Source organism: Pseudomonas sp. 32_A, assembly GCF_017490905.1.
GTDB classification, from domain to species: Bacteria; Pseudomonadota; Gammaproteobacteria; order Pseudomonadales; family Pseudomonadaceae; genus Aquipseudomonas; species Aquipseudomonas inefficax.
This window is the reverse complement of the sequence record NZ_JAFGYI010000012.1, coordinates 105,423-118,696: the sequence shown is the minus strand read 5'-3', so window position 1 is coordinate 118,696 and position 13,274 is coordinate 105,423. Positions and strand designations below refer to the sequence as shown.

The following is a 13,274-nucleotide window of genomic DNA, read 5'->3' as shown; positions in this document are numbered from 1 at the left end:
GTACACCTCACAAGGACAAGAAGATGAGTGTCGTCTTTCCGGATCTGCTGACTGAAGTGCGCTCGTTCCGAGCGCAATACCCAGAAATACGTTATGTCGACCTGATTGCCCTGGATATTCCCGGGCACTTCTACGGCAAGCGCTACCCCATGGACATGCTGGAAAAAGTCGCAGCCGGCGCGCCGCTGAAGTTGCCGCAGAACTGCGTGCTGCTGGGCACCCAGGGTGGCCTCTACCCGATCGGTGACTACTGCTTCGCCGACGGCGACCCGGATGCCGCCCGCCGCCTGGTGCCGGGTACCCTCAAGCCGGTGCGCTGGGAAAAGGAAGCGATCGCGCAGATGCTCATCACCTCCGACGGCACCGCCAAGCCCATCGAGTTCGAGCCCCGTGAAGTGCTGGCCCGGGTGATCCAGCGCCTGGCCAGCCGTGGCATTCGCCCGGTGGTAGCCTTCGAACTGGAGTTCTACCTGTTCGACCGCAAGCTCGATAACGGCCTGCCACAGTACCCACGCGACAAGGCGACCGACGATCACGACGATCAGCCGAACATGCACATCGAGCGGCTGTCGCGCTTCGCACCGGTGCTGCACGAGATGGTCGATGGCGCCAACGAGCAGGGCGTGCCGGCAAACGTCATCACCGCGGAGCTGGGCCCAGGCCAGTTCGAGATCAACTTCTCGCACAGCGACGATGCGATGAGTGCTGCGGACTGGTCGGCGCTGTTCTGCCGCAGTACCCGCGGTATCGCGATGAAGCACGGCTACCGAGCCAGCTTCATGAGCAAGCCGTACCTCGACGCGCCGGGCAGCGGCATGCATGTGCACGTCAGCCTGTACGACAACGCCGGCAACAACATCCTGGCCGGCGATGACCAGCGCAAGCTGCGCCATGCGGTGGCAGGGTGCCTGGAGCTGCTGCCGCACTGCATGCCGATCTTCGCCCCCAACCACAATGCCTACCGCCGTTACGGCGCCATGGTCAACGCGGCGAGCAAGGCCAGCTGGGGTTTCGAAGATCGCGATGCGTGTATTCGCATCCCCGAGTCCGACCCGCGCAACCTGCGCATCGAACACCGCCTCGCCGGTGCCGATGCCAACCCGTACCTGGTGCTGGCGGCCATCCTGACCGGGATGGAGCATGGCCTGGAGCGTGGCGTCGAGCCCATCGCCCCGCTGAACGACAACCGCCAGAGCGGCATCGAGTTCCCCAAGGATGCCTTCAGTGCGCTGGCGGCCATGCGTCACCACCCGGACGTGAACAAAGGCCTGGGCAGTGAATTCGTGATGGTCTACTGCGAAAACAAATACCAGGAGCAACTGGACTTCATGCGCCACATCGATGCCCGCGAATACCGCTGGTTCCTGTAGGTGCCGAGGTTGGGGCAGCGCCGCTGCACCCTCCGTTTCTACCGTTTCAACACAACGCGCAATAGGGATTTGCCGGAGGAAGATATGCCACGTGTGCCCGTTATCGGCATTACCGCATGCACCAGCATGATCGAGCTGCATGCAACCCAGACCATCAGCGAGAAGTACGCGCGCGCGGCGGCCAAGGCAGCGTGTGGGCTGCCCATCGTGATACCCAGCCTCGCCGACCTGATGGACAGCGCCGATATTCTCGATGTGGTGGATGGGCTGATCTTCACCGGTTCGCCGTCCAACATCGAACCATTCCACTACAACGGCCCGGCCAGTGCAGCAGGTACCCATCACGACCCGCTGCGGGATGCCAGCACATTGCCGCTGATGCGTGCGGCCATCGCCGCCGGCGTGCCGGTGCTCGGCATCTGCCGTGGCTTTCAGGAAATGAACGTGGCGCTGGGCGGCACCCTGCACCAGAAGGTGCACGAGACCGGCATGTTCATGGACCACCGCGAAAGCAAGGGTGAGCCCATCGAAAAGCAATACGGCCCGCGTCACGCCCTGCATATAGAGCCAGGCGGCATGCTCGACCGCATGGGCTTGCCGGCGATCATCGATGTCAATTCCATCCACGGCCAGGGCATCGATGTACTGGCCCCCGGGCTGAGGGTGGAGGCGCTGGCGCCCGATGGCCTGGTGGAAGCGATTTCGGTCGAGAACAGCAAGGGTTTTGCCCTGGCCGTGCAATGGCACCCCGAGTACCAGGTCATGGACAACCCGCATTACCTGACCATCTTCCAGTCCTTTGGCAAGGCCTGCCGGCATCGCTCGGTACTGCGCCAGATGCTGTTGAAGTCCGCCTGACAGCGATCTTACCAATTACAAAAAAGTACCTGCGCAGCACGGCTGCGCAACCTGATGGAGTGAAGTCAATGAGTGAGCACAATTCGCAGACCCTCGCCTGGCAAGCCATGAGCCGCGACCACCATCTGGCCCCGTTCAGCGATGTTCGGCAACTGGCCGAGAAAGGCCCGCGCATCATCACCTCGGCCAAGGGCGTGTACCTCTGGGACAGCGAAGGGCACAAGATTCTCGATGGCATGGCGGGGCTGTGGTGCGTGGCGGTGGGCTATGGACGCGATGAGCTGGCCGACGTCGCCAGCCGGCAGATGAGGCAACTGCCGTACTACAACCTGTTCTTCCAGACCGCGCACCCGCCCGCGCTGGAACTGGCCAAGGCGATCGCCGATGTGGCCCCGCAAGGCATGAACCATGTGTTCTTCACTGGCTCCGGATCCGAAGGCAACGACACCGTGCTGCGCATGGTCCGCCATTACTGGGCGCTCAAGGGCCAGAAGAACAAGAAGGTCATCATCGGCCGCATCAACGGCTACCACGGCTCCACCGTGGCCGGCGCGGGCCTGGGCGGCATGAGCGGCATGCACCAGCAGGGCGGGCTGATCCCGGATATCGTGCACATCCCGCAGCCGTACTGGTATGGCGAAGGCGGCGACATGACCGAGGCCGACTTCGGCGTGTGGGCGGCCGAACAGCTGGAGAAGAAGATCCTCGAAGTCGGCGTGGACAACGTTGCCGCCTTCATCGCCGAACCGATCCAGGGCGCTGGCGGGGTGATCATTCCACCGCAGACCTACTGGCCTAAGGTCAAGGAGATCCTGGCCAGGTACGACATCCTCTTTGTCGCCGACGAAGTGATCTGCGGCTTCGGCCGTACAGGCGAGTGGTTCGGTAGCGATTACTACGACCTCAAGCCCGACCTGATGACCATCGCCAAAGGCCTTACCTCCGGCTATATCCCCATGGGCGGCGTGATCGTGCGTGACGAAGTGGCCAGAGTCATCAGCGAAGGCGGTGATTTCCACCACGGGTTCACCTATTCCGGCCACCCGGTAGCGGCTGCGGTGGGCCTGGAGAACCTGCGGATCCTGCGTGACGAACAGATCATCGAGCAGGTGCACGACAAGACCGCCCCTTACCTGCAACAACGCCTGCGCGAGCTGGCCGACCACCCGCTGGTGGGCGAGGTACGCGGCCTGGGCATGCTCGGCGCAATCGAGCTGGTGAAGGACAAGGCCACCCGCGCCCGCTACGAAGGCAAAGGTGTCGGCATGATCTGCCGCCAGCACTGCTTCGACAACGGCCTGATCATGCGTGCCGTGGGCGACACCATGATCATCGCGCCGCCGCTGGTGATCAGCATCGAGGAGATCGACGAACTGGTGGAAAAAGCCCGCAAGTGCCTGGACCTGACGTACGAGGCTGTTCGTTGAGCGTCTGGGCGAGACAGTTGCCCCCACCTGACCGGTTGCGCGGTCAGGTGTAGGAGCGGCCTTGTGTCGCGATGGGCTGCAAAGCAGCCCCGGCAATTTGTGCATCTGCACTGAAACCCTGGGGCTGCTTTGCAGCCCATCGCGACACAAGGCCGCTCCTACAAGGGCTCGCGTCAACTGGCCAGGCATATCTTCGCCGGCTCGTGCAATGCCGCGAAGCATCTTGCTTTGTGAAATGAATCATGTACTTTTCAGGGCATCTATTTTTCCCATCCGAAAGTCGCGATTCAACCATGAAAGTGCACGAAGAAATCGAAGGCCTGGCCGTACTGATTCGCGACCTGCGCAAGTTCAAGGGCCTGACACTGGGCGAACTGGCCCAGCGCATCGGCCGTTCGGTGGGCTTTCTGTCCCAGGTCGAACGAGGCGTGTCGCGCCCGACCGTGGCCGATCTCACGGCCATCAGCGAAGAGCTCGGCGTCTCCACCGCCTATTTCTACAAGCTGGACAAGCCCCGCGAGCTCGACTGGGTCACCCGCCCGCACGAGCGTCGTACCCTTCACCTGGCCGGTGGCATCACCGATGTGCTGGCATCCCCGACGATAACGGGCGCGTTCTCCATGCTCGACAGCCATCTGGAGCCGGGGGCCAGCAGTGGCGAGGAGTACCTGGACGACAGCTCGGAGCAGGGCTGCTTCGTGCTCGAAGGCGAACTGACCGTCTGGCTGGATGGCGGCGAGCCGGTAACGCTGCGCGCCAGTGACAGTTTTCAGCTGCAACCCCACGCCAGTTTTCGTTACGCCAACCTCACTGACAAGCCCACCCGCGTGCTCTGGGTGTTCAGCTGAAGGGCGGTAGTAGACCCGACGCCTACTAAGGGTTACACCAGAAGTCTTGCCTCTGGGCGTAATCCGGTCCTGGGCCGGAATCATCACGCCCTGCGCGCCGGCCCAAAGCACCTGGCAGCCCCCTCCAAGGCAGCGTTTCTGGCTGTTTGCCCGCTTCTGATAATCGCCTCCGACATCCCGTCCCCGTTTCGGAGCGCGCCATGTACAACAATAAGAATCTATCCCCACGTTTGCTTGCGGCTGCTGCCGTCAGCCTGTCGACCTTCTGCCTGAGCAGCGTCGCCCAGGCCGAGATCATGCTGTACGACAAGGACCAGACGACTTTCTCCACCGATGGCTACATCAACGCCTTTTACGTGAACAGCGATGTTGATCGCGAAGGCGAGCAATTCGACCGCCGCCAGTCGCGGGTGAAGATGGGCTTTCTGCCCAACTACCTGGGTTTCAACATGGGCAAGCAGGTGGACGACCTGAAGCTCGGCGCACGCGCCTCGTTCTGGGTCACCATCAACGACAGCGAAACCAACGGCACCGACACCGCCATCGACGTGCGCCAGTTCTACGGTACCGTGGCCAACCCCGAGTGGGGCGAGGTACTGATCGGCAAGGACTTCGGGCTGTTCGCCCGTTCCAACATCCTGCTCGACGAACTGCTGGCCGGCTACGGCCAGGTCAGTGACACCCTGGGGCTGGTGGACGGTGGCGGTGTATCGTTCGGCAATATCGGTAGCGGCTACCCGTACCCGTTCCCCACATCGCAGATCACCTACCGCACGCCGGTGATGGACGGCCTGCGGGTGGCGGTGGGCATCATGGACCCGGTGGACACCAACGACAGCAGCCCGACCGGCAAGGCCTACCAGGAGAACCCGCGTACCGAAAGCGAGATCACCTACCAGTTCGACCTGGGCGGGGCGCAGATCTACAGCTGGGTCAACGGCAGCTACCAGACCTCCGACAACACCGACCCGGCGGTGCAGTCGGTCACCTCCAAAGGTGTCGGCTACGGTGTACAGGCGAAGATGGGCGGGCTGTCGCTGACCGGCTCGGGGTTCCAGGCCAAGGGCATCAACCCGTTCTTCACCAACAACGCTGGTGAACCGACCTTGCGCAATGTCGACAGCGATGGCTACCTGCTACAGGGCTCCTACAAGGTCGGCAAGAACCGCGTGGCGCTGTCCTATGGCAAGACCAAGGACGACGGCAACGGCGCGGTGGGCAGTGGTGCGGATTATGAAACCCGTGGCGTGGCGCTGTTCCATGATGTCAACGACAACCTCAAGCTGGTTGCCGAGTACAACCAGTTCTCCATCGACGGGCATGAAACCAGTGACCAGAACGAAGACACCGATACCTTTGCGGTGGGGGCGGTGTTGACCTGGTAATGACCTTGCCTCCAGCCACGGTGTGCGCATCGCACCGTGGCTGAGGCCCCTGTGGGAGCGGCTGGCCTGAGGTTGGTTCCCTGCATTTACGCCCATGGAACCGCCCACCCGCTACCCAAGTAGCATTCGTCCCCGGTACCCACCTTCGTACACTGAACCCTCAGCCACCCGCGCCGGAGACGACCATGCAGCAGGCTCACAACGACGGTGTGGTCAGCGCCATGTCGCAGGCAACCGATGCCCGGCAGGCAGCCCAGGAGCTGGCGGCGCAGTTGCTGCACCCGCATCTGGGCTTCGTGCTGTTCTTCTGCTCCGCCGAATACGACCTGCAGGCCTTGGGCGAAGCGCTGGAGCAGGGTTTTGGTGGCATCCGCTTGGTCGGTTGCACCAGCGCCGGGGAAATCACCCCGCTGGGCTACGGCCGCAATTGCATAACGGCGGTCGGGTTCGATCATCGGCACTTTTCCATCGCCACCGAGCTGATCGATGAAATGGAGTGTTTCAGCCTGATCGACGCCCAGCAGATGGTCGAGCGCCTGGTCGGCACTTGCCGCAGCAATGCCCTGGCGCCGATCAAGGGCCGCAGCTTTGCCCTGACCCTGCTCGACGGTTTGTCCAGCCGCGAGGAGATGGTGCTCGCCGCCCTCGGTGCGGCCCTGGGCGACATCCCGCATTTTGGTGGTTCGGCCGGCGACGACAACTACCTGACCCGCACCCACGTGTATTTCGGCGGCGCGTTCCACCATGGCGCGGCGGTAGTGGTGCTGGTCAATACCTGGCTCGACTTCGAAGTGTTCACCACCCACCACATCCTGCCGCGCCAGGAAAAGCTGGTGGTCACCGGCGCCGACAGTGCCCAGCGCCGGGTCTTCGAGCTGAATGCCGAGCCTGCTGCCGAGGAATACGCCCGGCACATCGGCGTGCCGGTGGCCGAGCTCGATCATCGGGTATTCGCCGCCCATCCACTGGCCGTGCGCATCCACGACCAGTATTACGTGCGGGCGATCCAGCAAGTGCACCCGGACCTTAGCCTGAGCTTCTACTGCGCGGTGGAAAACGGCATCGTGCTCACCGCCATGACCCCGGGCCCGCTGTTGCCGAACCTGCACCAGTTGTTCGACGGCTTGCAGCAGCGCCTCGGCCCGCTGCTGCTGACCATCGGTTGCGATTGCTTCCTGCGGCGGCTGGAGCTGGAAGCCCGGCAAGGCCTGGAACCGATCGGCGCGTTCCTGCGCGAGCAGCGGGTGATTGGCTTCAACACCTACGGAGAACAGTTCAATGGCATGCACATCAACCAGACCTTCACCGGGGTCGCCATTGCCCGCAACCGGCCTCCTGTCGGCCGCTGAACTGCAGGCCGAGGTCGCCCGGCTGCAGCATCAGAACCACAAGCTGCAGCGTATCAACGGCGCGTTGATCGAGCGTATCGAGTCTGGCGTAACGCGGGGCAACGACCCTTATGCCGCGTTCCAGCATTCGGTGGTGCTGGCCGAGCAGGTGCGCGAGCGTACCGAAGCGCTGAACCAGGCCATGGCCGAGCTCAAGGCCGTCAACCACCTGCTCAGCGAGGCCCGGCAGCGGGCCGAGACTGCCCACCAGCACCAGATTCGCCTGATCACCGACCATGTGCCGGCGCTGATCGCCTACCTGAATGCCGACCTGGTCTACGAATTCACCAACAAGGTCTATGAAGAATGGTACTGCTGGCCTCGCGGCGTAATGCTGGGCCAGAGCCTGCGCGAGGCCCACAGCGAGCAGCATTACCAGCGCCTGGAGGCCTACGTGGCGCGGGCCCTGGCAGGTGAGAGCGTAACCTTCGAGTTTGCCGAAACCAACATCAACGGCCAGGAACGCTACATGCTGCGCTCCTACGTGCCGAACCGCCTGGCCAATGGTGAAGTGGTGGGCATCTTCGTGTTGATCCGTGATATCACCGAGCGGCGCAATACCGCACAGGCGCTGCACCAGGCGTATCAGCACCTGGAGCAACGGGTGCGCGAGCGCACCGCCGAGCTGACCAGCCTCAACGAGCAGCTGCTGCGCGAAATCGAGGAGCGCAGCCGGGTGGAATCGCGCCTGCGCGAGGCCAAGCGCGAGGCCGAGCAGGCCAACCTGTCGAAAACCAAGTTCCTTGCCGCCGTCAGCCATGACCTGCTGCAGCCACTGAACGCGGCGCGGCTGTTCACCAGTGCCTTGCTGGAGCACCGCGAGCCGCAGAACAGTGCTCATCTGGTGCGTAATGTCAGCAACTCCCTGCAAGATGTGGAGAACCTTCTAGGTACCCTGGTCGACATATCCAAACTCGATGCCGGTGTGATCAAGGCCGATGTCGCCCCGTTCGCCTTGCGCGAGCTGATGGACAACCTTGCTGCCGAATACGCCCAGGTGGCGCGCAGCGAAGGGCTTGAATTGCATTTCGTGGGCTGTTCCGCCGTGGTGCGCAGTGACATCCAGCTGCTGGCGCGGATCCTGCGCAACCTGCTCAGCAATGCCATTCGCTACACTCGCAGCGGCCGCGTGGTGCTGGGTTGCCGGCGCCAGCGTGGTGGCCTGCGGATCGAAGTGTGGGACAGCGGAATCGGTATCGCCGAAGAGCACCTGGACGAAATGTTCCAGGAGTTCAGGCGCGGCGATATGCAGCGCCCGGACCAGGACCGTGGGTTGGGCCTGGGCCTGGCAATCGTGGAAAAGATAGCCGGCATCCTCGGCCACCGGATCCGGGTGCGTTCATGGCTTGGCAAAGGCTCGGTATTTGCGGTCGAAGTGCCGCTGAGCGCCACCGCGCCCAAGGCCCAGCCGAGCCTGGCGATCAGCGAGCCGATGCTCGAGCGCCTGCGCGGGGCGCGGGTGTGGGTGCTGGATAACGATGCGGCGATTTGCGCCGGCATGCGCACTCTGCTGGAGGGGTGGGGTTGCCGGGTGGTCACCGCGCTGTCGGAGGAGGATCTGGCGCGCCAGGTGGACAACTACCATGCCGAGGCTGACCTGCTGATCGCCGACTACCACCTGGACAATGACTGCAATGGCGTTGACGCCGTGGCGCGGATCAATGCCCGTCGCACTCAGCCCTTGCCGGCGATGATGATCACCGCCAACTACAGCAACGAGCTCAAGCAACAGATTCGCCAGCTGGGCCACACCCTGATGCACAAGCCGGTGCGGCCGATGAAGCTGAAGGCGGCGATGAGCCATTTGCTGGGCAGCAGTGTGGCCTAGCCGCCGGCCTCTTCGCGGGCTTGCCCGCTCCCACAGGATCCCCGCAGGTTTCAGTGTTGCGCAATACCTGTGGGAGCGGGCAAGCCCGCGAAGAGGCCGGAACAGGTCAACGCCGCAGGTAATCACCAAAATCGATATCACCGGCACTGAGGATGGCCTGCACCCGGTTGTGCACGTTGAGTTTGCGCAGGATCGCCGAAACGTGGGCCTTGACCGTGGTTTCGGCGATATCCAGGGTGTAGGCGATCTGCTTGTTCGACTCGCCCTTGGTCATGCGCTCGAGTACCAGCAGCTGCTTGCGGGTCAGGGCCTGGAGCATTTCCGGCGGGAAGCTCGGGGCATCGTTCAGGCGCCGGCTGGTGCTGCTTTTCTGGGCACGGATGATGTCGGGCGGCAGGTAGACATTGCCGTTGAGGATCTGCTCGATCGCTTCGATCATCTGCGAGCGTGGCGAGGACTTGGTGATGAAGCCCACCGCGCCATAAGTAATGGCCTGCAGCACGATCTGCTTTTCCTGCTCGGCCGAGACGATCACCACTGGCGTGGTCGGTGCCTCGTTGCGCAGGGTGATCAGGCCATTGAGGCCATGCATGCCAGGCATGTTCAGGTCGAGCAGGATCAGGTCGAGGTCGTCATGCTCATGGGTCAGCGCCAGGGCGCTGTCCAGGTCGGCAGTTTCCATGACTTCGCTGCCCTGGAAGCCATCGCTGATAACGTTGTGGATGGCTTCGCGAAACAGGGGGTGATCGTCGGCAATCAGAATTTTGTACATGGCCTTTTCACCTCGTTTTTATTGGATGTAGCGGGCACGCGTTCGCAGGCGATGAATTCAGGGGAAGGGTTCTGGCTGCGCCGGCTGCAGCGGCAGGTTGGCCTGCTGCCAGGCGTCCAGGCCATCGCGATACCAATACAGATTCTTATAGCCCAGGGCTTTGGCGCGTTTTACCGCGTTCCAGCTTAACCAGCAATCGGAGCGGCAGTAAAAGACCAGCGGTTGCCCCATGCGCCCGGCGGTGGCTTGTTGCAGGTTGCGCACGAAGTAATCGTGCCACGCCGGGCTCAGCTCGCCGTCGCCGGTGTTGGCCAGCCAGCGGCTGCCGGGGATGTTGGCGTGGGGTTCATCTTCGATGAAGCGGCCTTGCAGCCACTGGCGGCGGTAGACGTCGATCAGCACCGGCTTGGGGGTGTGCCCCAGCAGGCCTTGCAGCTCGGCGGTATCGATGACCTGGCCGCCCGCGACCTGTTGTGGGGTCGGGCTGCGGTAGAGGGTGGTGCGATAGCCCTCGGCGGAGAACAGCGGCGTGGTGTCGGCCTGGGCGATGCCCAGCGACAGGCTCAGGGAAAGCGCTGCCAGCAATGGGCATGGCAGCCGGGGCAGGGCACGTGGCATGGGGTTTGTCCTTTTTGTTATAGGCCCATTACATGCCAGTGGCGGTGCATTGTGAATGCGACGATCAGACAGCAAAGGCAGTACTAAAGTAGTAGACGGCTGGACGGCGCCTCTGGCCTGATTCTGCTCATCTGACTGCGTGCGCGATCCCTGTGGGAGCGGGTTCACCCGCGAACACCGGCGTAGCCGGTGCCATGCACCGCGTCGCCTCCTTCGCGGGTGAACCCGCTCCCACACGGACCTTGTTCACATCAGTCAGCGCGGCTTGCGCAGCGCGGCATGCTGGGGGTTGAAGGTGAGGATCGCCAGCAGGGTGAACAGCACGGTCAGCCCCAGGCATACCGCCAGCGCCAGAAGGTTGAAGCGCTCATACAAGGCAAAGCGCACCAGCTCCACGGCATGGGTGAACGGGTTAATGGCGCACAACCAGTACAGCCACTGGCTGGCCTCGCGCATCTTCCACAACGGGTATAGCGCCGAGGACAGGAAGAACAGCGGGAAGATCACGAAGTTCATCACCCCGGCAAAGTTCTCCAGCTGGCGAATCGCATTCGACAGCAACAGCCCCAGGGCGCTGAGCATCAGCGCCACCAGCAACAACGCCGGCAGCGCCAGCAACAGGCCCGCAGCCGGCGGCTGCACGCCATACAGCCAGGCGATGGCAAGGAAGGCGTATACCTGCAGCAAGGAAATCAACGAGGTCGCCAGCAGCTTGCTGCCGAGCAGGAATGGCCGCGGCAATGGGCTGGTCAACAGCACCCGCATGCTGCCCATCTCCCGGTCATAGACCATCGACAGCGAGCCCTGCATGCCGTTGAACAGCAGGATCATGCAGGCAAGGCCGGGAATGATGTACACCTCGTAGGGGATGTAGGTGTCGTAGGGCTCGATGATCGCAATGCCCAGGGCCGCACGAAAGCCGGCGGCGAACACCAGAAGCCACAGCAGCGGGCGCACCAGGGCGCTGAGAAAACGGGTGCGTTGCAGGACGAAACGCAGGCATTCGCGCAGGAGAATGCCGTTGAAGCACTGCCAGTAAGCGTTCATCGGGCATTGGCTCCTGTGGGGGCGCGGGTCAGGCGGGCAAAGGCATGGTCGAGGTTACCGCCGTGCTCCAGGCTCAGGGCGTCGGCCGTGCCGCTGGCCACCAGGCGCCCTTGATGCAGGATCAGCAGGTCATCGCTGGGCTGCACTTCGTCCAGCAGATGGGTGGTCCACAGCACACTCAGGTGCTGCTCGCGGCACAGCAGCCGCAGGTGCTGGTTGAGCGCCAGGCGGCTGGCCGGGTCAAGGCCGACGCTGGCTTCGTCGAGCAACAGCAAACGCGGTTCATGCAGCAGCGCGCGGGCAATCTCCACTCGGCGCCGATGGCCGGTGTTCAGCGCGCGGACGGGTTCACGGCGCCGTTCTTCGAGGCCCTGGCGGGCCAACTCGGCATCTACCCGAATACTGCCCTGGCGCCGCGACAGGCCATGCAGCGAGGCGTGGTAGCGCAGGTTCTGCTCCACGCTCAGGTCCAGGTCCAGGGTGCTTTGCTGGAACACCACGCCCAGCTGGCGCAAGGCCGGGTGTGTGGCGTTGCGCAGCGAGCAACCGCACACGCGGATGTCGCCGTGCTGCAGGTCGTACAGCCGGGTAAGCAGGGCGATCAAGGTCGACTTGCCGGCACCGTTGGGGCCCAGCAAGGCGGCGAAGCGCCCGGGCGCCAGGCTGAAACCGACCTGCCTGAGCGCCTCGCGCTGGCCATAGGAAAAGCTCACGTCACTGACTTCGAGGGTATTCATGGCGTCACCACCACGCCCCAGGGGTAGCGGCCGACCTTCACCGACTTGAGCACCTTGAGGTCTTTTGCATCGATCACCGAAACGTCGCCGCTGACCCCATTGGTGGCCAGCAACTGGCTCTGGTCCGGGGTGAACGCCAGTTGCCAGACGCGCCGGCCCACCAGCAGGTAGTCGAGTACTTCATAAGTCTTGGCATCGACCACCGCCACATGGTTGGCCGGGCCCAGGGCGACGAACGCGTACTTGCCATCGGCGCTGAGCTTGATGCCTACCGGCTGGACCTTGTCCGGGTGCACGCCCTTGATCTGGAAGTTCAGGGTTTTCAGTACCTGGCGGCTGGCCACGTCGAGGATGGTTACCGTGCCGCCGATTTCCGCCGAAGCCCACAACCGCGAACCGTCCTGGCTGAACTCGACGAAGCGCGGCCGCTGGTCCACCGGGGTGCTCTCTGCCAAGGTCTGGGTGCTGGTGTCGATCCAGTGCAGCATGTTGGTGGTTTCGCTGGTGTTCACCGCCCACTTGCCATCCGGGCTTACCGCCATGCCTTCAGGCTCGATGCCGACGTCGATCTGCCCGAGCACCTTGTCGGTCTGGGTATCGATCACCGTCACCAGCGCGTCGTCCTCGTTGGACACGTACAGCCAGCGGTCGTTGGGGTGCAGGGCGAACTGCTCGGGGTCCTTGCCGGAGGGCAGCTCCTTGATGATCTTGCGGGTGGCCACGTCCATCACCTGCACCCGGTCCGAATCGCTGGCGCAGATGTACAGCAGCGTGTTGTCGTGGGACAGCAGCAGGCCGCGCGGGCGCTGGCCCACCGGCAGGGTCTCGGTGACTTGCAGGGTCTGCATGTCGATCAGGCTGAGGCTGTTGTCCTTCTCGTTCGACACCCAGGCGGTGGCTGCCATGGCGTGCCCGCAAGCAAGCGCCAGGGCGCCCGACAGCAGGCTGGGGTAGAGCAGCGCGCGGTGAAAAGGGGAGCGACGCATGGCGAAATCC

At 63.5% G+C, this 13,274-nt stretch carries 12 protein-coding genes; 7 read left to right on the top strand and 5 right to left on the bottom strand.

Annotated elements, in window-relative coordinates:
- Window positions 1-23: 23 nt before the first annotated feature.
- From J5M58_RS10185 to J5M58_RS10155, 7 genes are all read left to right on the top strand, one after another.
- Window positions 24-1,370, top strand: a complete 1,347-nt coding sequence (locus tag J5M58_RS10185; protein WP_112253882.1) for a glutamine synthetase family protein — start codon at window positions 24-26, stop codon at window positions 1,368-1,370.
- A gap of 84 nt (window positions 1,371-1,454) precedes the next feature.
- On the top strand, window positions 1,455-2,228 hold the full coding sequence (locus J5M58_RS10180; protein WP_133973501.1) for a gamma-glutamyl-gamma-aminobutyrate hydrolase family protein: 774 nt from the start codon (window positions 1,455-1,457) through the stop codon (window positions 2,226-2,228).
- Between the two features lie 68 nt (window positions 2,229-2,296).
- Complete coding sequence (locus tag J5M58_RS10175) at window positions 2,297-3,655, top strand: aspartate aminotransferase family protein (RefSeq protein ID WP_207878066.1); 1,359 nt, start codon at window positions 2,297-2,299, stop codon at window positions 3,653-3,655.
- A 293-nt stretch (window positions 3,656-3,948) separates the two neighbouring features.
- A complete protein-coding gene (locus J5M58_RS10170) occupies window positions 3,949-4,503 on the top strand; it encodes a helix-turn-helix domain-containing protein (protein WP_063913578.1) in 555 nt (184 codons plus the stop codon).
- A 200-nt stretch (window positions 4,504-4,703) separates the two neighbouring features.
- On the top strand, window positions 4,704-5,888 hold the full coding sequence (locus J5M58_RS10165) for a porin (protein WP_207878065.1): 1,185 nt from the start codon (window positions 4,704-4,706) through the stop codon (window positions 5,886-5,888).
- Between the two features lie 185 nt (window positions 5,889-6,073).
- Entirely contained in the window at window positions 6,074-7,237 is a 1,164-nt protein-coding gene (gene nosP / locus J5M58_RS10160; protein WP_112253877.1) for a nitric oxide-sensing protein NosP, read from the top strand.
- On the top strand, window positions 7,206-9,104 hold the full coding sequence (locus J5M58_RS10155) for a NahK/ErcS family hybrid sensor histidine kinase/response regulator (RefSeq protein WP_207878064.1): 1,899 nt from the start codon (window positions 7,206-7,208) through the stop codon (window positions 9,102-9,104). Before nosP ends, J5M58_RS10155 begins: the two co-directional genes overlap by 32 nt.
- A 106-nt stretch (window positions 9,105-9,210) precedes the next feature.
- On the opposite strand, the gene J5M58_RS10150 is transcribed toward J5M58_RS10155, so the two are convergent.
- From J5M58_RS10150 to J5M58_RS10130, 5 genes are all read right to left on the bottom strand, one after another.
- A complete protein-coding gene (locus tag J5M58_RS10150) occupies window positions 9,211-9,876 on the bottom strand; it encodes a response regulator transcription factor (RefSeq protein WP_013972165.1) in 666 nt (221 codons plus the stop codon).
- 57 nt (window positions 9,877-9,933) lie between these two features.
- Complete coding sequence (locus tag J5M58_RS10145; RefSeq protein ID WP_112253874.1) at window positions 9,934-10,494, bottom strand: PQQ-dependent catabolism-associated CXXCW motif protein; 561 nt, start codon at window positions 10,492-10,494, stop codon at window positions 9,934-9,936.
- A gap of 255 nt (window positions 10,495-10,749) precedes the next feature.
- On the bottom strand, window positions 10,750-11,541 hold the full coding sequence (locus J5M58_RS10140; protein ID WP_112253872.1) for an ABC transporter permease: 792 nt from the start codon (window positions 11,539-11,541) through the stop codon (window positions 10,750-10,752).
- Entirely contained in the window at window positions 11,538-12,278 is a 741-nt protein-coding gene (locus J5M58_RS10135) for an ABC transporter ATP-binding protein (protein WP_207878063.1), read from the bottom strand. The genes J5M58_RS10140 and J5M58_RS10135 overlap by 4 nt, the downstream gene beginning before the upstream one ends.
- Window positions 12,275-13,264 carry a YVTN family beta-propeller repeat protein gene (locus J5M58_RS10130; RefSeq protein ID WP_112253870.1) on the bottom strand — a complete coding sequence of 330 codons (990 nt, stop codon included), beginning with the start codon at window positions 13,262-13,264 and terminating at the stop codon, window positions 12,275-12,277. The genes J5M58_RS10135 and J5M58_RS10130 overlap by 4 nt, the downstream gene beginning before the upstream one ends.
- Between the last annotated feature and the right edge of the window lie 10 nt (window positions 13,265-13,274).

Excerpts from the sequence above, each read along its gene's own strand:
- J5M58_RS10185 (WP_112253882.1), top strand. The coding sequence starts at position 24 with ATGAGTGTCGTCTTTCCGGATCTGCTGACTGAAGTGCGCTCGTTCCGA.
- J5M58_RS10180 (WP_133973501.1), top strand. The coding sequence starts at position 1,455 with ATGCCACGTGTGCCCGTTATCGGCATTACCGCATGCACCAGCATGATC.
- J5M58_RS10175 (WP_207878066.1), top strand. The coding sequence starts at position 2,297 with ATGAGTGAGCACAATTCGCAGACCCTCGCCTGGCAAGCCATGAGCCGC.
- J5M58_RS10170 (WP_063913578.1), top strand. The coding sequence starts at position 3,949 with ATGAAAGTGCACGAAGAAATCGAAGGCCTGGCCGTACTGATTCGCGAC.
- J5M58_RS10165 (WP_207878065.1), top strand. The coding sequence starts at position 4,704 with ATGTACAACAATAAGAATCTATCCCCACGTTTGCTTGCGGCTGCTGCC.
- nosP (WP_112253877.1), top strand. The coding sequence starts at position 6,074 with ATGCAGCAGGCTCACAACGACGGTGTGGTCAGCGCCATGTCGCAGGCA.
- J5M58_RS10150 (WP_013972165.1), bottom strand. The coding sequence starts at position 9,876 with ATGTACAAAATTCTGATTGCCGACGATCACCCCCTGTTTCGCGAAGCC.
- J5M58_RS10145 (WP_112253874.1), bottom strand. The coding sequence starts at position 10,494 with ATGCCACGTGCCCTGCCCCGGCTGCCATGCCCATTGCTGGCAGCGCTT.
- J5M58_RS10140 (WP_112253872.1), bottom strand. The coding sequence starts at position 11,541 with ATGAACGCTTACTGGCAGTGCTTCAACGGCATTCTCCTGCGCGAATGC.
- J5M58_RS10135 (WP_207878063.1), bottom strand. The coding sequence starts at position 12,278 with ATGAATACCCTCGAAGTCAGTGACGTGAGCTTTTCCTATGGCCAGCGC.
- J5M58_RS10130 (WP_112253870.1), bottom strand. The coding sequence starts at position 13,264 with ATGCGTCGCTCCCCTTTTCACCGCGCGCTGCTCTACCCCAGCCTGCTG.